The following is a 22040-nucleotide window of genomic DNA, read 5'->3' as shown; positions in this document are numbered from 1 at the left end:
CCCGCGACCGTAGCCCGCGGTGCCTGGCCGTCAAGGCGCGCAGGGCCGAGTCCTCGCTGCGCTGCGGGCCGCACCAACCCTGCGCTTCTCCCTTGACGGCCAGTCCCTCGCTGGCCCGGTTTTTCGCGGGCGATGAACTCAGGAAAGACGGCGGCAAACAGGACCGGCCCAGGTCTCTGCGCCGAACCAACCGAAGCCACAACGGGCTCCGAATCTTGGAATCCGGTCAGCTTTGAAACCACAGCAACTCATTGGAGAAAACCATGCAACTCGCATCTCGATTCGCTTCCCATTCCCCGACGCTGCGCAGTGACTACCCGCTGTCCGACGACCAAATCCGCCGCGTAGCCCCGTCCATCTTCGCGGAGGCCCCGCACGATAGCCGCTCCGAACGGTACGCCTACATTCCCACCGCCGCCGTGCTGGCGGAACTGCGCAAGGAAGGGTTTGAACCCTTCATGGCAGCGCAAACCCGCGTGCGGCACGACGACCGCCGCGACTACACCAAACACATGATTCGCCTGCGCCATGCCAGTCAGATCAACGGCGCGGAAGCCAATGAAATCGTGCTGCTGAACTCGCACGACGGCACCAGCAGCTATCAGATGCTGGCCGGAATGTTCCGGTTCGTTTGCAGCAATGGCCTTGTGTGCGGCGATACCGTGGCCGATGTGCGCGTGCCGCACAAGGGCGACGTGGCCGGTTCTGTCATCGAAGGCGCTTTCGAGGTGTTGAGCGGCTTCGAACGCGTGAAGGAATCCCGCGACCTGATGCGCGCTATCACGCTGGACGAAGGCGAAGCCGAAGTGTTCGCCCGTTCCGCGCTGGCCCTCAAGTACGACCCCACCGATAACAAGCCCGCGCCCATCACGGAAAGCCAAATCCTGATGCCGCGCCGGTTCGACGACCGCCGCCCGGACTTGTGGAGCGTGTTCAACCGCACCCAAGAAAACCTGACCAAAGGCGGATTGCATGGCCGCAGCGCCAACGGACGCCGCCAGCAGACCCGCCCCGTGCAGGGCATTGATTCCGATGTGCGCCTCAATCGCGCCCTCTGGATGTTGGCCGATGGCCTGCGCCAGTTGAAGGCCTGATTCCCCACGCGGCAGGGGCAGGCAGCAGCCCTTGCCGCTTTCTTCGCTGCTGCATCCCTGAACCGATAGGAGTTATCACCATGAACGCCATTACCCAAACCGAAGCCCGCGCCCTCAACACCGCCGCCGCTATCCCGCTGGAAGCCGCCGACCCGACCAAGAACCTGATTTTGGTTCCGCTGTCGCGGCTGGTGTCGCGTCCTGCTGGCCGCAACGTGCGCAAGACCCCGCGCATGTCCATTCCCGAACTCGCCGCGAGCATTCAGCGTGTCGGCCTGCTGCAAAACCTCATCGTCATTGCCGCCGCCGATGGCGAGCATTACGAAGTCGTGGCCGGTGGCCGCAGGCTGGCCGCGTTGAAGCTGCTGGCGAAGAAGCGCCGCATCAGCAAGGAATGGGAAGTGCCTTGCCTGTTGGTGGCCGATGGCACCGCCCGCACGGCCAGCCTCACCGAGAACGTGCAGCGCGAAGCCATGCACCCCGCCGACCAGTTCGAGGCATTCGCCGCGCTGGTGGCCGAAGGCCGACCCATCGAGGACATAGCCGCCGATTTCAGCGTCACGCCGCTGGTGGTGCAGCGCCGCTTGAAGCTGGCGAACGTCTCGCCCCGGCTGCTGGCCGACTACCGCGCCGAAGCCGTGACGCTCGATCAGTTGATGGCCCTTGCCATCACCGACGACCACGCCGCGCAGGAAACCGCGTTCTACGACGCGCCGACGTGGCAGCGCAACCCTTCCCAATTGCGCGACCGCCTCACCGAGCGCGAGATTGACGCATACCGGCATCCGCTGGTGCGTTTCGTGGGGCTGGATACCTACGGAGCCGCAGGCGGTGGTGTGCGCCGTGACCTGTTCGCGGAAGGTGACGCGGGCGTGTATCTGACCGATGCCGCGCTGCTGGAACGGCTGGCGCAAGACAAGCTGGCAGGTATCGCCGCCGAGGTGAAGGACGAAGGCTGGGCGTGGGTGGATGCCACCCCCGCCGTGACCCATGCCGACCTGCACGCCTTCCAGCGTGCGCCGAGGGAGCGCCGCGAACCGAACAAGCGCGAAGCGCAGCGCATCGAGAAGCTGCAAACCAAGATGCACGAACTGGCCGCCGCCGTGGATGACGCGCTTGATACCGAGGACGAGGAAAAGGCCGATGCCTTGCAGGAAGAAGGCGAAGCCGTGGGCGAGCAGTTGCAGGCGCTGGAAGATGGCTTGCAGGACTACGGCACGACCGTGAAGGCCGCAGCCGGTGCCATCGTCACCATCGACCGCAACGGGCAGGCAGTGATTCATCGCGGGTTGATGCGCGAGGCCGAGGCCAAGGCGCTGCGCACACTGGAACGCCTGCGCCAAGGTTTCGGCAGCGAAAGCGAAGCCGGGAACGACGACGAAGGCGAGGACGACGAGCAGCCCAAGACCGCCGCCATGTCCGACAAGCTGGCGCAGCGGTTGAGCGCCCACCGCACCGCCGCGCTGCAAATCGAAGTCGCCCGGCATCCGCAAGTGGCGCTGGCCGCGCTGGTGCATGGCATGGTGCAGACCGTCTTGCAGGGCAGCCACTACGGCCACGACTTGCCGCTGGGCGTGAGCCTGAAAGCGCAAGACCGGCTGGAAGGCATCGCCCCGGATATACCGGATTCGCCCGCCGCCGTGGCGCTGCGCGAGTTGCAGCAGGTAGCAGGCGAAGGCTTGCCGGAGGACAGCGCCGAACTGTTCGCCGTGCTGCTAGCGAAGTCGCAAGATGAACTGGTGCGGCTGCTGGCGATATCCGTGGCCGTCACGGTGGACGTGGTGACACCCCGCGCCACGCCGCAGCAACCGGGCGCGGAACTGGCGCAGGCTGTCGGCTTGGACATGGCCGCATGGTGGAAGCCCACCAATGAGGGTTATTTCCGGCATGTGCCGAAGGCCGCGATTCTGGAAGCCGTGGAGCAGTACGCCCCGGCGCACGTCACCCGGCTGGCGAAGTTGAAGAAGGCCGACATTGCCAGCGAAGCCGAGCGGCTGGCCGATGGCACCGGCTGGATGCCTGCCATCTTCAAGGCCGAAGGCACCGACGACACCACGGCGCAGGATGCGCCGCAGGCGGTGACGAACGACGAGCCGGAAGCCATCGACAACGACGACGAGCAGCAGGCCCACGCACTCGCCGCCTGACCTTCACCACCACCGAGCGCCCCGGTTTCGGCCGGGGCGCTTCGCTGTTCCATCAGCATCGGCCCCAGGCCGTTCCGCCCTGGTGCCGATGGTCAAAAATCCGGGCGCGGCGGTGGCCGCGCCCGGTTTCCAAGCCCAAAGCCAGAACGCCCCTTCGCCGCCTTCGGGCGGACGGCGAAGGGGCGGCGCACAAGTGACCTTGTGCGCGGGAAACCCTCGAAGCCCATAAGTGCGTCGGCGCACAGCGCCGACGACATTCCGAACGCGCCCCACCGCAATGGACGGGCGTGTGGGGCTACGCCCCGGCTTGCTGCCGCAGGTTGCACGAAAGCGTGCCGTCCTCGACGCTGGCGGTTCGTCGCCTGTACGTCACGAAGGACGGTTCACCGACACGCCGCCCGGCCTTGCAATGGAGCTTCCACGCCACGCCTCACGCAAAGGGCCGCAAGCAGCGGTAGGAACGCTTTCACCTTGTCGCTGGGCATTGTCCTTGCCCGTGTCAGGGCGCAGGCCGGTGAAGCCGTCGCGCGGGGATGCCGAGTCGGCCATGCCTCCATTCGGGAGCGGGCGGCCAGTACGTCCTTGTGTTGTTGTGAATCCTGGCGGTGGCTGGGCTTCATGGCCGCAACCTTCCAGCGAAAACAATTCCCCCTGCGCTGCGCGCATTCCTCGCGGGACAAATTCTTTTCGCTTCCAGGTTCTCCACGGTGTTGCGACCGCTGCGCGGTGCGGCCAGCCCATCCCCCGCCGGACGGATCACAACAAGGACGCACTGGCGCGACCTTGTTCAACCCGAAAGGAGAAATCATCATGGCTAACATCGGCACCTTCACCGCAGAGAAAGACGGCTTCACCGGCCAGCTCCGCACCCTGACCCTCAACTTCAAGGTCAAGCTGGTTCCCAACGACAAGGGCGAGAACGAAAGCGCCCCGGACTTCCGCCTGCAAGCGGCCGGCCACGACTTCGGCGCGGCGTGGAAGAAAACCAGCGAGGCCGGGCGGGATTACCTGTCGGTGGCCATCGACGATCCTTCATTCCCGGCGACGGTCTATGCCCGCCTGATCGAAGGCGAGAATGACACGCACGACCTCATCTGGTCGCGCAGCAAGCCCAAGGCGGCCTGACGGCCGCCCACCGCGCCCCGCCCATTGCGGCGGGGCGCGGTGCTGCTGATCGCAGCATCGCACGCACAGGGTTTCGGCAGTTGCCCCATGTCCCGCATGTCCAAGGCCAGCATTGCATTGGTGATGGTCGAATGGCTCGAAGCCCGTGGCAGTAGGAACAGCATGGCGTGTCGGCGCATTGCGCCGCCGGGCTTTCGGGCTGCGCCCCATGCCGCCAATGGCGTCATGTCCATTCGGCTTCAATCCCTCACGCCTTCGCGCCTGGCGGCGCTGCGCGCTCCGCTTGCGGGCATTCAGACGCGCTAGGGCGCGTCGCGCTCTTTCAGCACGGCCTCGAACTCCTGGCGCACCCGCGCCAGCAGTTCGTCGGCCTTGTGCGTGTCGTCGCCGGCGTAGGCCAGCGTCAACAGCGTCAGCGGATGCACTTCCATGACCTCGCACAGCTCGGTCAGCTTGTGCAGGGTCGGACTTTTCAAGTCGCGCTCCAGCGTACTCATATAGGTGCGGCTGGACACGTCGGAGAACGCTTCCTGGCTCAAGCCTCGCGCCTTCCTGACTGTCCGTATTGCCGTTGCCAATGAGTGTTTCGCTGTCACTAACTTGGTTTCCCCATAAAAACCAAGATGACAGCCCATTGCGCCCTATAGGGCTACAATCTATAGTGTTCATTCATGGCTGAAAGGCCCGCTTTCGTGCTTTTACGGAAATCCGCAGATGCGGATTCCGACAGAACCGGGGAATCGCATCCGTGTCTTTCCGGCTTCCGACAATTCCGCTTCGGCGCTTCTGTTCTTCTACGGATGCGATGGCTTGCACATCGGTGCTTCCACACGAATGCACGGATGCGTTTCGGCAGTTCTGCGCTTCGGCACCAAAGCGCATTCGCGCATCGTCGGTTTCGTGGAGAAGCTGCCCATGACCCTGCCGCTTGTCACCGCTGATGAACGCGCCCGGCTGCTGGCCCACGGCGCGGCGCTCGCCGCTGGTCAGCGGCTCGACCCGCTGCCCGTGGTGCGCTTGTTCACCCCGGACGCGCATGTGACCTGGCTGCTGGTGTCGCTCGACCCGGCGGATGGCGACACGGCCTACGGCCTGATCGACCTCGGTATCGGTATGCCTGAGCTCGGGATGGTCAAGCTGTCCGACCTGGCGGGCATCGTCGGGCCGCGCAAGCTGCCGGTGCGGCGGGATCGGTATTTCCAGGCGGTGCGCCCGTTATCGGAGTACGTCCGGCTGGCGCAGGAGAACGGCGCGATCACGGACTGATGAAAACCAGCGCGGCCTAGCCAGCCGGGGCGCATCGTGACTATTTCAATCTTGATCAAGACCGTGCAGGTCTGAATCCGCATTCTTGCACCGAAGTGGTGCGATCCTGTTGAAAACAGTCCTGATCTTGGGCGCGGGCTGCGGCACGGTGTTCGGTGCTGCGCGTCATTTTCCTGAAGGCGTAGCCGTCGCATTCAGACGATTTCCGCAACACGCAGAGCCAAATGGTCTTGACACCGACAGTTACAGCCTAACCAATTTTGATGACGACCTGATGGCATTTCGATAGTTCCCGCATCGCGGAAATCGTGGCGACGCATCCCAAACAGAGGGAGGTTTCGCCATGACTGATCGCAGCGCCGAACACTGGTATCCGACAGCGGCCTATCTCTACGTTCTGTACCTTGACGGCCCTGCGCTGGCGTGGGAATACCTGCGCCGAAATCCCGACTACCGCCGCGACTGGCTGCGCCGCCGCCGCCGGCCGGACACGGCGCAGGCGTGGGGCCTGCGCCTGCTGGAAGACCCAGCCCTGGATGCGCGCGACGCGCATCCGGCCTGGTTTCCCGATCACGATGCCGTCGTGCAGGTTTACCCGGACGATGACCCGCCACCCGAAGCCCATGCCTTCGAGTTCTGGCGCGTCCCTGGCCGCAAGCAACTGATCCACGACGGCAAGCGCCTGGTGCTGGTGTCGCATTGGCCCGGCTGCTGCCTGCGGCTCGCGCTCGCGCCGGGCCTGGAAGACGGCATGGCCTACCTCTACGCCACCCGCGCCTGCGCCACGCCCTGCGCGCGCTATCGCACGCTCGCGTCCGAGCTGGACGCATTGGCCGTGGCCACGGTTGCCACGCCTGCGGCGGCGGCCCGTTCCAGGCCCACGACGGCCGCGGTGCTGGAACTGCACACCTTGCAGACGCTCGACGCGACCCTGGCGGGCGCGTCATTGCGCGAAGTGGCCGAAGGGCTGTTCGGCGCCGATGCCGTCGCCGCCGACTGGCACAAGGACAGCGCCTTACGTGCCCGCGTGCGGCGGCTGGTACGTCGTGGCGATGCGCTGATGCGTGGCGGCTATCGCCGCCTGGCACAGCTTCCGCCGCCGTTGCAGTAGGGGGGGACGTTTCGCGTCCCCCGTAGATCGTCCCTTAGCAAGCAGCCTCGCTTTCTTGAAAGTGCCTCTAACCGGCCGCGTGGTGTGGCCGGGCTTGATGGAGGTACATCCCATGCGACCCGCTCCCTTGCGGCCTGCCGCCGCTGCTGTCGCTGCGCCTGCGCAGCCCCAACGCTACCTGACCAACGACGAAGCCGCCGAGTACCTGCGCCTGTCGCCACGCACGCTGGAGAAACAGCGCGTGATCGGCGGCGGCCCGAAGTTCCGCAAGTTCGGCCGCCGCGTCATGTACGCGGTGTCCGACCTCGATGCCTGGGCCGACCAGCGCAGCTACGAGGCGACTTCCGACCCGGAATATGCCGAACGCCACGCGGGCGATTACCGTGATGGCCGCTGATCGCTGGCGCGTGGGTGGCCGTCGCCATGTCCAGCCCGCCAGGGCAAGCCTTGCAGCGCGAACAGCTCGACCTGTTCCGCGCGCTGCCGGGCGACATGGCACCCCGCGACAGCCAGGACTTGATGGCCTTTCCGTTCTTCTCGCTGGCGAAGTCGCGGCGTACCGCGCCGATCGACTTCCGCGCCGGCGGCATCACCATCCGCGTGGAGGGTACGCAGGAGCACGGCATCGCAACGATATGGGATGCCGACCTGCTGATTTGGGCCGCCTCGCAGATCGTGGAGGCGCGCGACGCGGGCTTGCGCCCGTCGCGCTGGATACGCGCCACTCCCTACGAGATCCTGCGCTTCATCGGGCGCGGCACGTCTCTCAACGACTACCTGCGCCTGAAAGCCGCGCTCGACCGGCTGCAATCGACCACGGTGGCCACGTCCATCCGCGAAACCACGGGAAGGCGATTGCATCGCTTCTCGTGGATCAACGAGTGGAAGGAACTGGCCGATGCCAGCGGCGTGCCGCTGGGCATCGAACTGATCCTGCCGGACTGGTTCTATGCGGGCGTGCTCGATGCCGCCTTGGTGCTGACCATCGACCCAGCCTATTTCCGCTTGAAGGGCGGGATCGAGCGCTGGCTGTACCGCCTGGTGCGCAAGCACGGCGGCAAGCAGCCGGGCGGCTGGCAATTCGACTTCCGGCACCTGCACCGCAAGTCGGGCAGCGCTGCGCGCTTCTCCGACTTCGCTTACGACCTGCGCGTCCTGGTGGCGCGGCAGTCGCTGCCCGGCTACGTCCTGGGCATCGAGCGAATGCCGGACGACGGACAAGAACTGCTGACCTTCCGGCCCGTGCTGCACACGGCACGGGGATAACTCGTGGAAAAGGTGTGGACGGCCTCGTGCTATCAGGAGTACCGGGTATCGTGCTATCGGGAGTACGCCTATCGTGCTATCAGGAGTACGAAAACGCCGGAAAGCCAATAACGGCGCGGGTTTGCGGCCCCTCTAACTTCCCTAACAAGAAATACATAACTTTTAGTAGAAGCGCGCCGTTTCGGTGGACAACCGAGAAACGGCACGGCGAACAGCGTTTTGCACGGCAGGTAAAGCCCGGCTTTCCAGCAGGGAGGGCCGCGCCATGATCCTCGCTCTGCTCAACCAGAAAGGCGGTGTCGGCAAGACCACGCTCGCCACGCACATCGCGGGCGAACTGGCGATGCGCGGCCAGCATGTCGTCCTGCTCGATGCCGACCCGCAGGGTTCATCCCTGGACTGGACGCAGCGCAGAAGCCAGCAAGGCTTGCCACGGCTGTTCAGCGCCGTGGGCCTCGCACGCGAAACGCTGCATCAGGAAGCGCCAGAACTCGCCAGGCGGGCCGATCACGTCATCATCGACGGGCCGCCGCGCATCGCCGCCTTGGCGCGCTCCGCGCTGCTGGCGGCCGAGCGCGTGCTGATCCCGGTGCAGCCCAGCCCCTACGACCTCTGGGCCAGCTCGGAAATGGTTTCGCTGATCCGCGAGGCGCAGGTGTTCCGGCCGCTGCTCCGCGCGGCCTTCGTCATCAACCGGCGCGTCAGCACCACCATCATCGGGCGCGAGGCGCGGCAATCGCTCGCCGAACAGCCGCTGCCCGCGCTGCGCTCGGAGGTGCATCAGCGCATCGTCTTCGCCGACAGCGTGGCCGCTGGCCGGCTCGCACGCGAGACAGCGCCCGACAGTGCCGCCGCCCGCGAAATCACCGCCCTGGTGGACGAACTGCTGCGGTGGCCGACATGACAGCGCAGCAGCCACCCAACAGCAAACGCACGGGCAAGCGCGTCGGCATCGGCGCACGTCCGCCCGCGAATCCGCACGCCGAGGCGTGGATTCGTCAGGGCGATGCCGACGCGCTGGGCAAAGGCGACCTCTACACGGCCCGCCTCACGCTCGACATCACGCCCGCCATGCGGGCGCGCATCAAGGTGTCGGCCTTCACGCAAGGCGTGACCGTGGCCGACCTGCTGCGCGGCCTGCTGGAGCGGGAGTTTCCGCCGGAGAACACACCATGAACGCATTCGCTTGGCCTGCCGCGAACGCGGCACCGGCTGCGCCGCTGCCTGCGCTTTCGGCACTCGCCGGACAGGCCGGCAATGTGCCGCTGACGCGCGTTTCGCTGGCCTACCTCGAACATCGCTTCAAGCTCTACCTGCGCTTCGGCGAACCGGCGCGCACGCTTCAGCTCGACCGCTGGCGGCGCTGCGCGGTGTTCCTGCCGGGCGCGATGCTCTGCCGCATCCGCTGGCAGGCCAACGACTACGGCACGATCCGCTGGCAACTCATGGTGATGCAGGCTTGCACACCGCTGGACGCGGCGCAGCGCATCCCCGGTGTTCAGCCGGGCGCGCGCTTGCTCCTACACACCGAAGGCGATGCCAACGTGCGCGCCGTGCTGGAGCGCATCGACGGCATCGAGGCGCTGGGCATCGCTGCCATCGACGTGTCGCCGGCGTACTGGCGCACGCTGGGCAACCGTCTTGCGGCTCGCCTTGCGCTGCCCGAATACACCACCGAGCGGCATACCGCCTGGCTGGCCGGGAAGGTGCTGCCATGACCGCCCCGACCACCACACCCAACGCGCCCGACGTGGCGCCGCGTCCTCGCTCACGCCTGCGCGCTCGCATCGTGCTGGCGACACTGGCCGCCATCGGCTTCGCTGCGCTGGCCTGGGCGGCTTTCGTGTCGCCGCTGCCGCGTCTGACCTACAACCCGTCCGACAGCGTGGCGGTCGGCTGGTATCGCATTGACCCGTTCGACCCGCGCACCGCCTCGCTGCCACGTCCGTTGTCCGTGGACAGCATCGTGCTGGTGCCGCTTCCGGCCACGGCTGCCGCGCTCGCTGCGCAGCGCGGCTACCTGCCGACGCGCGTTCCGCTGCTCAAACGTGTGGGCGCGGTCGCGCCGCAACACGTCTGCATCGTCGCCGGTCAGGTACGCATCGACGGCGTGCCTTCGGCCGCCGTACTGCCCGCCGACCGGCTGGGCCGGGCGCTGCCGTCCTTGCAGCTTTGCCGCCGCCTTGAACCGGGCGAACTGCTCCTGTTGAGCGTGACGAATCCAGCATCGTTCGACAGCCGCTATTTCGGCCCGGTCAGCGCATCCGCCGTGATCGGCGTTGCGCATCCGGTGTGGCCGGAGATACGCCCATGATGGCCGCCGATTCGCTGCGCTCTGACGTGCCATCGGGCATGTCGTTCTGCTGGCTGCTTCAGTGTCGCTGCGCCTGTCGTGCCGGTGCATTCGCACCGCACGTCGCGCAGCATCCGGCGCAGCCGTCCAACGTTCAGGCGTCTTGCCTCGAACGCGCCCGGCCTGCGGCCATTGGCGCTTTCGCCGGCGCGCTGTCTGTTCACGCAGCAGCGCCGCCGGGCCGCCGTTGCCTGGAGCGACAGCGAAGGGCAAAGGCGGAAGGCAAGACAAAAGGACGCGGCACCTGGCCGCGTCGAAAGCCAGTCAGCACATGGGGGGAACGCGGCACGGAGCGGCTTCGCCACCGTGCCGCGTTTGGCGCGAGGGTCGCGCCAATGCTGGCATGTCCGCGTGCTTCGCACGACAGGACACGCCCAAGCTTGCGGGGAGCGCAGCCATGACCGACAGCCGCGACGACGACTTTCGCGTGCGCCCCAGCGCCCCGAAGAACCGGGGCAAGGGCCAGGGGCAGAGCTTCGTTTCCAAGGTGCTCAAGCAGGCCGGCAAAGCCAGCAGCGGCAAGTCGGCAGTACGCCGTCCTGGCGCGGCTGGCACCGGCCAGCGGCCCGGCTCTCGGCTCGGACGTGGCCACACGGCGGCGCGCTTCGCCGGGGCGAAGCTAATGCCCATGTCGCGGCGCGTGACCATCAAGACCTTGCTGGTCAATCACCAGCGGGCCAGCCCGCAATCGCTCGCCAAGCACCTGCGCTACATCGAGCGCGACGGCGCGGGTCGCGATGGCGAACCGGGCCGGGGCTACGGGCCACAGGCCGACGAAGCCGATCTGGACGCCTTCAAGGAACGCTGCGCCGACGACCGGCACCATTTCCGCTTCATCGTCTCGCCCGAGGACGGGGCCGAGCTGGACGACCTGCGCACCTACACCCGGCATCTGGTGAGCCGCATGGAAGCCGACCTGGGCACGCGGCTGGATTGGGTGGCGGTGGATCACTGGAACACCGACAACCCGCACACCCACCTGATCGTGCGCGGGCGCGACGACACCGGCAAAGACCTCATCATCGCGGGTGACTACATCGCCCACGGCTTCCGCCATCGCGCCGCCGAGCTGGCGACCGAGTGGCTGGGGCCGCGCACCGAACTGGAGATTCAGCAGACCTTGAGGCGCGAGGTGGAACAGGAGCGGTGGACGAGCCTGGATCGCACCTTGCAGCGCGAGACCGGCGAGGATGGCCGGGTGCATGTCGAACGGCTCAACGAGCCGAGGTTGCAACGCCAGCGCCTGCTGCTGATCGGCCGCCTGCAACGCTTGCAGCGCCTGGGCCTAGCCGACGAGGTGCAGCCCGGCACCTGGGCCATTCATGCCGATGCCGAGAAGACCTTGCGTGCCCTGGGTGAGCGTGGCGACATCATCCGAACGATGCAGCGGGCCATGAGCGGCCAGCCGCGTGAGCTGGCGGTGTTCGAGCCGGGCGACGATGGTCGCAGCCTCATCGGCCGCGTGGCCGCGAAGGGGCTTGCCGATGAGTTGCACGACCGAGGCTATCTGATCATCGACGGCACGGACGGTAAGGCCCACTACGTTGCACTGAACGCCCGCGACGAACTGGCGAACTATCCCACGGGCGCTGTGGTAGAGGTGAAGGGTTCGACTGAGGTGCGCACGGCCGACAAGAACATCGCCTCGCTGGCGAGCGATGGCCTGTACCGCACCGATCATCACCTGGTAATCGAGCAGGGCCGGGCTACGCCCGGACGCGACCCGCAGGAAGTCGTCGCCGCTCATGTCCGGCGGCTGGAAGCCCTGCGCCGGGCTTGCATCGTGGAGCGCGTGGCCGAAGGGCTATGGAAGGTACCGGACGACCTGGCCGAGCGTGGCCGCCAATACGACGCGCAACGGCTGGGCGATGTAGCCGTAGAGCTGAAATCACACCTTCCTATTGAACGGCAGGCCCGCGTCATCGGCGCGACTTGGCTTGACCAGCAACTGATCGGCGGTGGCCGTGGGCTGGGCAACTTGGGCTTTGGCGGTGATACCAAGCAGGCCATACAGCAGCGAGCCGATTTCCTCGAAGAACAGGGGCTGGCACAGCGCCGCGGGCAGCGCGTCATCCTCGCGCGCAACCTGCTGGGCACGCTACGCAATCGGGAACTAGTGCAGGCCGCGAAAGACATTGCGGCGGAAACCGGCCTAGAGCATCGCCCGGTGGCCGACGGGCAGCGCGTAGCCGGTATCTACCGGCGTTCCATTATGCTCGCCAGCGGGCGCTACGCGATGCTCGATGACGGCATGGGGTTCAGCCTTGTGCCGTGGCGGCCGGTAATTGAGCCGCGACTGGGACAACAGCTTGCCGCAAAGGTTATCGGCGGAAGTGCCTCTTGGGAACTTGGACGAAAGCCCAGTATCGGTATCAGTTAGATATCAAGGGAAGCTGAGTACCAGGCGCAGTCTGCTTGGCTGCTGTGATTCTTCTTAGAGATTCAATCAATGCCATAAACTCCTTGGATTGCCTCAGTGCTTCGCCTCCCGCAGTTTGCAGGTCCAAGACATCCGTAGCCTCGATCGTGAAGGCTGTGGGCACGCGCAGCAGCGAATGCCGGATCTTGTCGTCCGGCACGTCGTTCAGACTTACGCTTACTACGTAGATTTCTGCGTCGGCCGCAAAGGGGCTGTCCGCTTGGCCACGGGTGCGGACAATCTCGGAACGCCAGTGTTGCAGGTCGTCGTTAAGCATGGCCAGCGTCACCTGGGTCTCGCGAGCGCCGGCACCGAAGATCAGCGACTCAAGTACTTGCGTCGTGCTGGGAACTCGGTCGCTACTGTCCACTCTCTCGCTCAGTCCTCGTTCGGAGTTCACCGTCACCAACACGAGTCGGCGCAAGCTTCCGGGCTTGACCTCCGAGAAATTGGCGCTCATTGAGCCCGAAGCTACTAGCCGGTCTAGCATCAGACGTACGCCGAGGTTGTCGGAGACACCACCGTCCACGAGGTGGATATAGGGCCGATCGTGCGCATTGAGGTAGCTGTCTATGCCGCTTTGCAGGATGCGTGATCTGTAATTTTGCCCTCTGACAGGCAAAGATCGGAGAGGCGGCGGACAGGTATTGGCGTTGTTTCGCACCGTTACGGGCGACAGCACCAGCGGTACTGCCGACGAGGCCGCCACCGCGAAAGACAGCGGCGTTGCATCGAGGTCGGAACAGATTAGCCGGAATTGCTCGGTGGTGAAATCGAAAGGGGCACCGGTCGTGAGGTCGGTTGCCGTGATCATCAGTTCGGGCGCGCCCGGTCGTCGGCGCACGTCACCAAAGGTGCGGCCTTCAAAAAGTTCGTCCAAGCGTTGAGCCAGGATCTGGCTGCGCCCAAACCAAGGTGAAGTTAGTCTATAAAGACGCTCAGGCCACAGAGCTTCACGTATGAGTCGCCCCTCAAAAGGCACAAGCAGAAAATCCGGCTCGAAACGAGTCAGCGTGGCATCGCCGAAGGCCGCGAAGTGCGCGGCAAGGATGCTGCCCCCCGACACTCCGCTGACCAGGAACACCTGATCCAACAGAGTGGTCTCCTGGCCCTCTAGCGCGAAGCGTGTGGCCTTGAGTTCGCGCAGCACGCCCAGGCCGAAGGCCGCCGCCCGAGCGCCCCCGCCTGACAGTGTCACCGCTACAACCACCGGTTGGTTGACCTCCGACGGCCTGATGCGTTGGTCGTTCTCGGCGAGAGACATTAAGGCGGCGTCGGAAAGTGTCGGGTTGATCCAAGGACGGTAAGTGGAACACCCTGTCAGAACTACCGTTGCCAGCACACCGGCCAAACTCCATCGTGTGAATTTACACACCTCCAGGCGCTTTACCTCTGCAAGCAGCACCACGCAGCGTTTCGAATAGACAAGAACGAGAAACGCCGGCAATTTTGCGACGAAGCAGAGCCACTCCAGAATGCTGCAGACGTTACAAGAACGGCACCCTACGAATCCCCTTGATGAGGCTCCTCGCGATCCGCGCGAAGTTATGGAATAGCAGCTATTCACGAGCCAGCACTTCTCCAAGCGCTATTGATCCGTTCAAGGCAGGTGGTGATTGCAGACTTTGCATGCCCGAGCAGTGTGTAGGAGCCTTTGAAATCCGCGAGAGCGTTGCCGTGCTCGAAGCAGCTAGCAGCAGCCACCCGACGATCTGTTTGTTCATCTACTGCCTCAAACTCCAAACTAGCTCCCCCAGTTGTCACTGGTCCAACAAGCAACGTCGTTAGGGTGTTGACTGCTCTATTGGGCGTCTCAATGGTCGTAATTGCCACACGCACACGTATGCGGCCTGACGATGCGGGAGCTTCGGACTTAGTTTGGAGATGTCGCAGTTCACTGTTGACGTGATCGAGAAGCTCTCGCACTTGCTCAGCTTCAAGCCCACCTATGCGTCCAGTTGCCGTCACTACCTGAGCATCCTCGACTAATATTTCCCGGTAACGACTGGGTTCAAAGCCTGGCGCCTTGAAGAGCAGAACATTTTCGTACTTCGTTTTTCCCAATACATCGTAATCACCAAGAAACCCTGATCGAGTCATTCCGTTTGAAGCACAGCCAGATAAGGTTGCCGTGAGGCCTGCCAGCAGCACAAAATGGATTAATGAAATAGGGCGTTTCATATATATTTTCATTTATCCCATTTTCAGACAGACGATGCCAGCAACAACCAGCGCAATTCCAACCCAACGTATCAAGGAGGCGGTATCGCCGAACACATACACGCCCACGAAAAACGCGCCCAGCGAACCGATGCCGGTCCAGACCGCATAAGCTGTTCCTATGGGGATCTGTTTAAGAGATAACCATAGGAAAAAGCCGCTGGCTGCCATACAGGCAACTGCAATCGCCGGCCCCACGTAGCGCATCGCTGCATTGGCCGCACCCATCTTGAGGCCTAGTGGCCAACCGATTTCGAACAGGCCGGCAATCAGTAGAACCAACCATGGATTCCATGACAACGGGTTCATATATTTCTCCAAATCTATTCAGTGAAAATTGATTATCAAAGCATCAAAGCATCAAAGAATAGGCAGTAGGCGGTCAATTCGCTCTGCTTCTGATTTCTTCTTAAACTCTCTGATGGCGAGAATCTGTCTCCCCGATCTCTCCGGCCACGAGAGAGATCGGGGGAAGCGTGTGGACAGTTACGCTGAGGGATCAGACCGGTTGCACTGGTTGTTGTACCGCCTCGTGACTCCGTTTGCTGCCCGGCCACTTCATTCCGAACAGCACCTCGTAGAGCAACGGAATCAGGCCAAGCGTCACGAGCGTGCCAAGTGCGAGACCACCGATCATGCCGATGGCCATGCCCTTCCACAGCGGCCCCGCAAACAACATCAGGGGCACGAGACCCGCGATACAGGTCACCTTGGTCATCACGATTGGACGCAGCCGCTGCATCGCAGCTCCCACCAGGGCTTCATGTCGGGCGAGACCTTCCGAGAGGCCGTGTTCAATTTGTTCGAGCAGAAGAACGGCGTTGTTGACGATGATTCCGAACAGCGCAAGCACCCCGAATGTCGCCATGAAGCTGAAAGGAGTGCCTGTTGCCTTCAGTGCAATCACGACCCCAATCAACGTGAAGGGAATCGTTGCGAGAATCACGATCAGCTTGCGGAAGGAGTTGAACTGCCAGATGAATAGCAGCAACATCGCCAGAAGAGCGAACGGCATGTAGTGCGTGAGCGATGCATTCGATTCAGCCGATTCCTCAATTTCTCCACCAAGCTCTATGGCATAGCCTGCAGGTAGTTCAATTGCGGCGATCCGAGGTGCGAGGTGATCCACGATCTCTTGCGCGGTGTATGCGGTGTTCTGCCCCTGAACTGTGACTGTACGAATGAGATTGCGGCGCTGGATCACAGACGGCTCGCTAGCGAGCGTGACATCGGCCACTTGCGCCAGGGAAACCGGCTGGCCACCCGACGCTGGATAGATGGTCGTCGAACCAACGTCCGCAGTGCTGCGCCGATCATTGGACGTCCCGCGCATCACGATTGGCACGCTGGTATCGCCATCTCGGATCACAGAGATCGACTGGCCGATGTAGCGGGTGCCAAGCCAGGCAGCTATGTCGTCGGTGGTGACGCCAGCACGTCGCGCACGATCTTGATCGACCCGAACATCGAGACGGCCGACACGGGTATCCCAGTTGTTCTTGATGTTGGCCGTACCTGGCAGCTCCCGTAGCGCGGACTCAATTTTCGCCGCCGCATTCATCAGCACCTCATGATCCGGCCCACTGACCCGGTAGACGGCTGTGCCGGCTTCGGTAGTGCCTAGCGAGAACCGCTGAGGCTCTGCGCGTACATCTCCATGATGCTGCGCGAAGTAAGCCCGAGTTCGGGCAATCACGACGTCAATGTTGGTGCCTGCCTTGACCGTCACGACAAAGTACGCGATGTTCGATGCTGGCAATGGGGGATTGAGCCCAAGGATGAAGCGCGGCCCACCGTCAGCGACGTAGCCAATGTGATCCGTGATTTCGGGGTTGATTTCTTGATCACCGAGCCAGCCGCTCACTTCCTTCACTTTGGCAAGAGTGAGCCGTGAATCCGTTCCAGGGGCGAGCTGCACCGGTATTTGGAATTGAACTCGGTCGGACTTCGGCAAGAAGTCGTATGGCAGTGTCGTGAATCCGTACAGAGCTACGGCCAATGCACCCGTCATCACACCAACGTAGATCGCCTTGTGGTCAAGCACCCACTCAAGCAACTTGCGATAGCCGCGATAGAAGCGTGTGTTGTAGGTTTGCGCGTCATTCGCCGGTTGATGATGCACTTTGGTGAAGTGGTAGCACAGCAGTGGAGTGACGGTCAGACACAACAGCCAAGATCCGAGTAACGTGAGCGCGAGGACAATGACGAGAGAGCGCAGATACTCACTCGTCGCACTCTGGCCGAAGAAGAACGGGGAGAAGGCGATGACGATAACCAATGAGGACGTCAGCAGCGGCAGTGCGAGGGTACGACCCGCTTCGAGACAAGCCTGTTTGCGGTCTTCACCGGCTGCCAAGCGCCGTTCAATGTCTTCGGCAATCACGATGCCGTTGTCTACCAAGAGCCCCAAAGCGATGATGATGGCTGCCATCGAAACACTTTGCAGCTCGATGTTCAGCGCGCGCATCACGATCAGTGCCCCCAGAATGGTAAGCGGCACGATCATCCCGACGATGAATCCTGTGCGCCATCCCAGGAAAAGGACGACGACGCCGAGCACGATGACAATCGTTTCGATCATCACCTGGTTCATCTTGCCCATTTCACGTTTGACGACGTCTGCCTGGAATGTCACATAGGAGAGCTCGAAACCTGCGGGCAGAAGTTTCTCAAGCTCGGCCACACGGGATTTGAGGGCTACGCCGAATTGCTCCACGTTCTGGCCCGAGGTCATGGACACTGCCATCACTACGGCAGGCTGGCCCTTATAGACTGCAGCAGACTCGGGAGGATCTGCAGGTTGTACCTGCACGCGCGCAAGCTCTCCCAGTGAGATTGAAGGAGCAGGCGAAGCACCGCGCGCACCCTGAGCTTGCGCCATCATGATCGGCAACGCGCGCAGCGAGGCGGCGTCGCGAACCTCTCCACTAACAGCCAGCGAAGCGTTGATGCCACCGATGGCGATTTGCCCGCCTGAAAGCACGACGTTTTGTTTAACGAGTTGATCGATCACCCCTTGTGGGGTCAATCCAAGCTGGGCTAGTTTTGGTCGATCAAATTCGAGATAGACGCGCTCTTCCTGCAAGCCGTAGAAGCTGATGCGATCAACGCCGGGAAGCGCGTATAGGCGATCGCGCATCTCTTTCAACGACACACGCATTTCGCCCATGGAGTAGCCCGGCGCGGTCACCGCAATGGAGGCCACGGCAACACGGCCGAAGTCGTCGTTGACAAATGGCCCCAACGTACCCTGTGGAAGCAGAGGCTGAGCATCGGCAACCTTCGCGCGAACGCGCTGCCATATGGGGGCTAGGTCGGTGTACCGCTCCCAGATCGTGACCTGTATGACGGCCCCGCCCGCGCGAACGGTTGTGGTTACACGCTTGACCTCGGCCAGCTCCCGCAAACGCTCCTCGATCGGACGCGCGATCAACTGCTCAACACGTTCGGCTGGCATGCCAGGGTTCAGAACGGCAACAACCGCATCTCGAATCGTGACCGATGGCTCTTCCTGCGAAGGGAAATTGAGAAACGTGGCAATGCCGGCAACAAGAATGATGACCGCGGCAAGGTAGGTGAGTCTGCTGGCGCGCAGCGCCATTTCTGTGATCTTCATAGCGAAGTCTTCCTGTAGCGGGTCAGCGTCCGGCCAATTGGGTCGTGGCCTTGAGTGGGGTGACTTGTTGCTCGTTCGTCAGCCAACTCGCGCCAGCCGCGACTACCATCTCGCCGCGCTTCAGGCCGCCCACAACGCGAACGTTGTCGCCGCCTGGCTCGCTCTGGAATTGCACTTCCCGGCGGTGCACCTTCTTTCCGGTCACGTCATATACAAACACTGCGGCTTGTCCTGCTTTCTCACTGAGCACCAGTGCCGAATAGGGAAGCATCAGACGATCTGGTGAGGCATCCTTCGCTTCCGGTGCCTTCAGCAATACTTGAACGGCAGACCCGGGTCGAAGACTGCGCGCAAGAGTAGCATCTTGAGGAACGAGCACGACAGGTAAAAGTGAGCCATTTTCAGCACGCAAGCCGATGCGTTGTACCGAAGCACGAACGGGACTTGCTGACTCGCTCAGGCGCAGTTCGGCGACCTGCCCAATTTTGATATTTGCCGCCTGGGTCGTCGATGCAGTCGCAAGGACTTCTACGCCGCTGCGTAGTCCATCCACTTGAAGCACCGGCGCTCCGGCTGCAATATCTGTGAACGGCAGAGCGAGTTTCTCCGCGACGACGCCGTCGAATGGCGCATGAATGGCGGCCCCCCTTCGCGCACGCTCGGCAAGGCCGAATGCGGCCTTTGCATTGCGCACCTGGCCTTCAGCTGCAACCAACTGTGCTTTCACACTCTCGAATGCAGCCGGGGAGATTACGTTGCCCTCAAGCAGCCCCCTTTGCTGCGTTGTCTGCACGATTCTGTCTGCCAATGCGGCTTCCGCAGCAGCGAGTGTCGCCCGAGCCTGTTCTAGGCGGAGTTGCTCGGGCTGAACATCCAACTCAGCCAGAAGCTGTCCGCGAGAGAAGCGATCTCCCACGTCCACATGAAGCTTGCTGATACGCCCGCCAGTCTCGAACCCCAAGGTACTCCGCTCACTGGAGCGAGCTAGACCACTCAATTCAATGCGATTGGCCACAGAACCTACATCCCCCACCGTGAGCAGCTTGACCGCTCGCGGTGGATCGGAAGCAGGCTCCTTCTGACTACCACAGCCGGCAAGCGATGCGAGCAGAACAAACGCGAGGCCGACTTTCTGCATTTGCCAGGACTGGGATTTAAAGGGAGTGCAAGACACGGGAAGGCCTTTCATCAGCGTTTATCAATAGGGGTGAGTTCCAGTTCGCCGCGGGCGAGCGCCTGGAGGGTGTGCATGAGTCGAGAAAGGTCTTCGGCAGCAAACGTCGGAAAACCCATCATTTCGGCGAGGAAGACTCCGTCCAAGGCAAATAGAACGATTCCGGCGATATCGGTGCCGCGTGGAGATTTGCTCGCGTTCTCGTACTGCCTGCGGTACCAGCCGCGCACAGGCTCAAGCAGCGTGGGGTCTTCAGCCACGGCCGCCAGCAATGCAGCGCTCATCTTTTGCATCCCGCCGTCAGGCATAGCCGAGACCTGGCTGGATAGCCAAGGGTCTGGATCGCCGACGAATGGCAGCTCTCGCTCTTCCTGCCCGCCATCAAACGCCGAGACCTGGTCATCAATCATCGTGAGGAGCAGATCGCGCTTGGTCTCGAAGTGGTACAGGAACGCACCTTTGCTCATTCCTGCCCGTGCAACGACCGCGTCAAGCGTTAGGTGCCCGGCACCTCCCTCCATGACTACGTCACGCGCAGCTTGAAGGATGCGCTCCCGTGTTTGTTGCGCTTTCTTAGAGATGGAGGGGGCTTCAGCGCCGTTGTCCGCCGAATGCGACTCCTCTGGGCTTGATTTCATACGAGTTGCCATGGTGAAACTCCAAAGATGCTTGATTTTTGAACCGTCTGGACGGTATAGTACACGCCATGAACTATGCCCGTCAAGACGGCCTCCTCAATTCACAACCTAGTGGCTCAACATGTCCGATCCCTACGCCCGCCGCGGCCTTACTGCTGTTGCATTCCTATCGATCACGCTTCTCGCCGCGTGCAGCCACTCGCCTCACAGGGTGGAGACATCACGCGTTGAGGTTCCGGCCAAATTCATGAACGAAGCGGGTCTGGCTGTGCAGCAGGTGCCAGCACAAGCACTCCCGGCCGAGTGGTGGACGGCGTACGGTGATCCGCTGATTGACGCGCTGGTGCGCAACGCGCTGGAGCACAACACCGATCTCGCTATTGCAAGAGCGCGGATTGATGAAGCTGTGGCGATCACCCGACGTACACGCGCTTCAATGTTCCCTAGCTTGGCGCTCACGCCCCAAGCAACGCGCGCGCGCGACTTTTCTTTGGCACCGACCATCAGCAGCGATGCCAGGCTTCCGCTGTCGGCTTCATGGGAAGTTGATCTAGCGGGCCGCCTCTCGCATGCCGCTGATGGCGCACGGATGGACGCAGTTGCTGTCGAACAGAACTGGTTCGCGACACGTTGGCAGATCGCCTTTGAGACAGTGTCCGCTGCACTGCAGCAGCGGCAGGCGGCAGAGCTGGAAGATCTGGCAAAAGAGCGACTTCAAGTCGCCGAGCGCCTTGAGCGTCTGACAGAGCAGAAGTTCAAGGCAGGTCAAGCTACGGGCTTTGACATTGAACGCACGCGTTCCGAGGTCATCGCCCTCCGGGTGGAGCAAGAGCAGTTGCGACGCGTACGCGGCGAAGCAACGCATGCCTTGGATGTGCTCGTTGGCCGGATTCCGGGGGCGCTTGGCAGCGGTCCTGCGCTTGCCTCTCTCACCATGCCCGATTGGACTCCCAGAAGCGTGCCAGGCGAATTGCTGCAGCAGCGCCCCGACGTCAGAGCCGCGCAGGCGCGTCTTGCAGCGGCGACGGCGCGATGGAACGCAGCAGAAGGCGAGCGGTTCCCCAAACTTGTGCTCGATTTGAGTGGTGGGCGCCAACGCTTCGAGAACAACGGAACACGTGTGGCAGGGAACATTTTCTCTCTGGGCTTGGGTGTGACGCTTCCGATCTTTGACGGTGGAGCAATACAAGCGGGAATCGACGAGGGCTCAGCACGCAGTCGCGGCGCACAGGCTGACCTGGAACGCACGGTTTTGCTTGCGCTTCAGGATGTGGAGAACGCTTATCTGGGCTGGCAGACCCAGCGGACTTCTCTGCAGCATCAGGTCGATGGTCTTGTCGTCGCTGATCGACTCCTTGACCGCAGTCGACGCCTCTTTGAGGCGGGACAGGTGGATGCGACCGTTGTTGCAGAAGCGGAGCGTGGCACCTTGTCCCAGCGAGCGGCTCTGGTCCGTGCTCGCGCCGACGCAGCCGTGCAATGGGGTGTTCTCGCTAAAGCGCTTTCTGGTTCGCCAGAGCATGTGAATCTGCAATCTTCACCCTGAGTCCTTGAGTTGGAAGAACGCAGCATGGCAGCGAGTTTTAAATACTGAATAGATCGACGATTAGT

General features: G+C 62.9%; 21 protein-coding genes. 14 read left to right on the top strand and 7 right to left on the bottom strand.

The features are described from left to right. Positions 1 to 263: 263 nt before the first annotated feature. From PM2_RS13855 to PM2_RS13840, 4 genes are all read left to right on the top strand, one after another. A complete protein-coding gene (locus PM2_RS13855; RefSeq protein WP_004883049.1) occupies positions 264 to 1094 on the top strand; it encodes a DUF932 domain-containing protein in 831 nt (276 codons plus the stop codon). 80 nt (positions 1095 to 1174) lie between these two features. Continuing rightward, positions 1175 to 3241, top strand: coding sequence for a ParB/RepB/Spo0J family partition protein (locus PM2_RS13850; RefSeq protein ID WP_004883050.1), 2067 nt, complete (start codon positions 1175 to 1177; stop codon positions 3239 to 3241). A gap of 810 nt (positions 3242 to 4051) precedes the next feature. Beyond that, a complete protein-coding gene (locus PM2_RS13845) occupies positions 4052 to 4366 on the top strand; it encodes a DUF736 domain-containing protein (RefSeq protein ID WP_004883051.1) in 315 nt (104 codons plus the stop codon). An 87-nt stretch (positions 4367 to 4453) separates the two neighbouring features. Next, positions 4454 to 4672: a hypothetical protein gene (locus PM2_RS13840; RefSeq protein ID WP_103790875.1), complete on the top strand. Its 219-nt coding sequence runs from the start codon at positions 4454 to 4456 to the stop codon at positions 4670 to 4672. Here PM2_RS13840 and PM2_RS13835 read toward each other — a convergent pair. Continuing rightward, entirely contained in the window at positions 4669 to 4962 is a 294-nt protein-coding gene (locus tag PM2_RS13835; RefSeq protein WP_064717570.1) for a helix-turn-helix domain-containing protein, read from the bottom strand. The two genes, PM2_RS13840 and PM2_RS13835, sit on opposite strands and share 4 nt — an antisense overlap. Before the next feature lie 319 nt (positions 4963 to 5281). Between PM2_RS13835 and PM2_RS13830 the strand changes: the two genes are divergently transcribed. The 9 genes from PM2_RS13830 (at position 5282) to PM2_RS13790 (ending at position 12742) form a co-directional block, all read left to right on the top strand. Next, positions 5282 to 5632, top strand: coding sequence for a DUF2958 domain-containing protein (locus PM2_RS13830; protein WP_028699139.1), 351 nt, complete (start codon positions 5282 to 5284; stop codon positions 5630 to 5632). A gap of 343 nt (positions 5633 to 5975) precedes the next feature. After that, positions 5976 to 6743, top strand: coding sequence for a DUF2285 domain-containing protein (locus PM2_RS13825; protein WP_028699138.1), 768 nt, complete (start codon positions 5976 to 5978; stop codon positions 6741 to 6743). A 127-nt stretch (positions 6744 to 6870) separates the two neighbouring features. Beyond that, entirely contained in the window at positions 6871 to 7140 is a 270-nt protein-coding gene (locus tag PM2_RS13820) for a helix-turn-helix transcriptional regulator (protein ID WP_425313408.1), read from the top strand. A 26-nt stretch (positions 7141 to 7166) separates the two neighbouring features. Then, positions 7167 to 8009: a replication initiator protein A gene (locus tag PM2_RS13815; RefSeq protein WP_004883059.1), complete on the top strand. Its 843-nt coding sequence runs from the start codon at positions 7167 to 7169 to the stop codon at positions 8007 to 8009. 265 nt (positions 8010 to 8274) lie between these two features. Next, on the top strand, positions 8275 to 8913 hold the full coding sequence (parA, locus tag PM2_RS13810) for a ParA family partition ATPase (RefSeq protein ID WP_004883061.1): 639 nt from the start codon (positions 8275 to 8277) through the stop codon (positions 8911 to 8913). Then, positions 8910 to 9185, top strand: a complete 276-nt coding sequence (locus PM2_RS13805) for a hypothetical protein (RefSeq protein WP_004883063.1) — start codon at positions 8910 to 8912, stop codon at positions 9183 to 9185. The genes parA and PM2_RS13805 overlap by 4 nt, the downstream gene beginning before the upstream one ends. Further along, positions 9182 to 9727, top strand: coding sequence for a DUF2840 domain-containing protein (locus PM2_RS13800; protein WP_004883064.1), 546 nt, complete (start codon positions 9182 to 9184; stop codon positions 9725 to 9727). The genes PM2_RS13805 and PM2_RS13800 overlap by 4 nt, the downstream gene beginning before the upstream one ends. Continuing rightward, on the top strand, positions 9724 to 10323 hold the full coding sequence (locus PM2_RS13795) for a S26 family signal peptidase (RefSeq protein ID WP_004883067.1): 600 nt from the start codon (positions 9724 to 9726) through the stop codon (positions 10321 to 10323). Before PM2_RS13800 ends, PM2_RS13795 begins: the two co-directional genes overlap by 4 nt. Positions 10324 to 10759: 436 nt before the next feature. Next, on the top strand, positions 10760 to 12742 hold the full coding sequence (locus tag PM2_RS13790) for a relaxase/mobilization nuclease domain-containing protein (RefSeq protein ID WP_004883068.1): 1983 nt from the start codon (positions 10760 to 10762) through the stop codon (positions 12740 to 12742). On the opposite strand, the gene PM2_RS13785 is transcribed toward PM2_RS13790, so the two are convergent. The 6 genes from PM2_RS13785 to PM2_RS13765 form a co-directional block, all read right to left on the bottom strand. Continuing rightward, the gene (locus tag PM2_RS13785; protein ID WP_196636953.1) at positions 12735 to 14189 is read right to left on the bottom strand and encodes a patatin-like phospholipase family protein; all 1455 of its coding nucleotides are present in this window, start codon (positions 14187 to 14189) and stop codon (positions 12735 to 12737) included. The genes PM2_RS13790 and PM2_RS13785 overlap by 8 nt on opposite strands. Positions 14190 to 14344: 155 nt before the next feature. Beyond that, positions 14345 to 14962, bottom strand: coding sequence for a DUF3313 family protein (locus tag PM2_RS30035; protein WP_004883071.1), 618 nt, complete (start codon positions 14960 to 14962; stop codon positions 14345 to 14347). Positions 14963 to 14974: 12 nt separating this feature from the next. After that, positions 14975 to 15310 carry a DMT family transporter gene (locus PM2_RS13780; RefSeq protein WP_004883073.1) on the bottom strand — a complete coding sequence of 112 codons (336 nt, stop codon included), beginning with the start codon at positions 15308 to 15310 and terminating at the stop codon, positions 14975 to 14977. 190 nt (positions 15311 to 15500) lie between these two features. Next, the gene (locus PM2_RS13775) at positions 15501 to 18617 is read right to left on the bottom strand and encodes an efflux RND transporter permease subunit (protein WP_004883075.1); all 3117 of its coding nucleotides are present in this window, start codon (positions 18615 to 18617) and stop codon (positions 15501 to 15503) included. Between the two features lie 22 nt (positions 18618 to 18639). After that, positions 18640 to 19806 (bottom strand): efflux RND transporter periplasmic adaptor subunit, encoded by a 1167-nt coding sequence (locus PM2_RS13770; protein WP_023123862.1) that lies wholly within the window; start codon positions 19804 to 19806, stop codon positions 18640 to 18642. After that, positions 19806 to 20441 (bottom strand): TetR/AcrR family transcriptional regulator, encoded by a 636-nt coding sequence (locus PM2_RS13765; protein ID WP_028699136.1) that lies wholly within the window; start codon positions 20439 to 20441, stop codon positions 19806 to 19808. The genes PM2_RS13770 and PM2_RS13765 overlap by 1 nt, the downstream gene beginning before the upstream one ends. Positions 20442 to 20550: 109 nt before the next feature. Here PM2_RS13765 and PM2_RS13760 point away from each other — a divergent pair, with 109 nt between their 5' ends. Continuing rightward, complete coding sequence (locus PM2_RS13760) at positions 20551 to 21975, top strand: efflux transporter outer membrane subunit (RefSeq protein WP_028699135.1); 1425 nt, start codon at positions 20551 to 20553, stop codon at positions 21973 to 21975. Positions 21976 to 22040: the final 65 nt, after the last annotated feature.

The sequence above is a fragment of the Pseudomonas monteilii NBRC 103158 = DSM 14164 genome (assembly GCF_000730605.1).
In the GTDB taxonomy this organism is placed as follows: domain Bacteria; phylum Pseudomonadota; class Gammaproteobacteria; order Pseudomonadales; family Pseudomonadaceae; genus Aquipseudomonas; species Aquipseudomonas monteilii.
Note: the sequence above shows the minus strand (reverse complement) of the source record. Positions and strands in the feature narration are given on the sequence as shown.

What these genes read in the sequence shown, in the direction of transcription:
- PM2_RS13830 (WP_028699139.1), top strand. Translation starts at nt 5,282, where the DNA reads ATGACCCTGCCGCTTGTCACCGCTGATGAACGCGCCCGGCTGCTGGCC.
- PM2_RS13765 (WP_028699136.1), bottom strand. Translation starts at nt 20,441, where the DNA reads ATGGCAACTCGTATGAAATCAAGCCCAGAGGAGTCGCATTCGGCGGAC.
- PM2_RS13815 (WP_004883059.1), top strand. Translation starts at nt 7,167, where the DNA reads ATGTCCAGCCCGCCAGGGCAAGCCTTGCAGCGCGAACAGCTCGACCTG.
- PM2_RS30035 (WP_004883071.1), bottom strand. Translation starts at nt 14,962, where the DNA reads ATGAAACGCCCTATTTCATTAATCCATTTTGTGCTGCTGGCAGGCCTC.
- PM2_RS13775 (WP_004883075.1), bottom strand. Translation starts at nt 18,617, where the DNA reads ATGAAGATCACAGAAATGGCGCTGCGCGCCAGCAGACTCACCTACCTT.
- PM2_RS13760 (WP_028699135.1), top strand. Translation starts at nt 20,551, where the DNA reads ATGTCCGATCCCTACGCCCGCCGCGGCCTTACTGCTGTTGCATTCCTA.
- parA (WP_004883061.1), top strand. Translation starts at nt 8,275, where the DNA reads ATGATCCTCGCTCTGCTCAACCAGAAAGGCGGTGTCGGCAAGACCACG.
- PM2_RS13805 (WP_004883063.1), top strand. Translation starts at nt 8,910, where the DNA reads ATGACAGCGCAGCAGCCACCCAACAGCAAACGCACGGGCAAGCGCGTC.
- PM2_RS13825 (WP_028699138.1), top strand. Translation starts at nt 5,976, where the DNA reads ATGACTGATCGCAGCGCCGAACACTGGTATCCGACAGCGGCCTATCTC.
- PM2_RS13855 (WP_004883049.1), top strand. Translation starts at nt 264, where the DNA reads ATGCAACTCGCATCTCGATTCGCTTCCCATTCCCCGACGCTGCGCAGT.
- PM2_RS13850 (WP_004883050.1), top strand. Translation starts at nt 1,175, where the DNA reads ATGAACGCCATTACCCAAACCGAAGCCCGCGCCCTCAACACCGCCGCC.
- PM2_RS13790 (WP_004883068.1), top strand. Translation starts at nt 10,760, where the DNA reads ATGACCGACAGCCGCGACGACGACTTTCGCGTGCGCCCCAGCGCCCCG.
- PM2_RS13795 (WP_004883067.1), top strand. Translation starts at nt 9,724, where the DNA reads ATGACCGCCCCGACCACCACACCCAACGCGCCCGACGTGGCGCCGCGT.
- PM2_RS13845 (WP_004883051.1), top strand. Translation starts at nt 4,052, where the DNA reads ATGGCTAACATCGGCACCTTCACCGCAGAGAAAGACGGCTTCACCGGC.
- PM2_RS13840 (WP_103790875.1), top strand. Translation starts at nt 4,454, where the DNA reads ATGTCCCGCATGTCCAAGGCCAGCATTGCATTGGTGATGGTCGAATGG.
- PM2_RS13780 (WP_004883073.1), bottom strand. Translation starts at nt 15,310, where the DNA reads ATGAACCCGTTGTCATGGAATCCATGGTTGGTTCTACTGATTGCCGGC.
- PM2_RS13800 (WP_004883064.1), top strand. Translation starts at nt 9,182, where the DNA reads ATGAACGCATTCGCTTGGCCTGCCGCGAACGCGGCACCGGCTGCGCCG.
- PM2_RS13770 (WP_023123862.1), bottom strand. Translation starts at nt 19,806, where the DNA reads ATGAAAGGCCTTCCCGTGTCTTGCACTCCCTTTAAATCCCAGTCCTGG.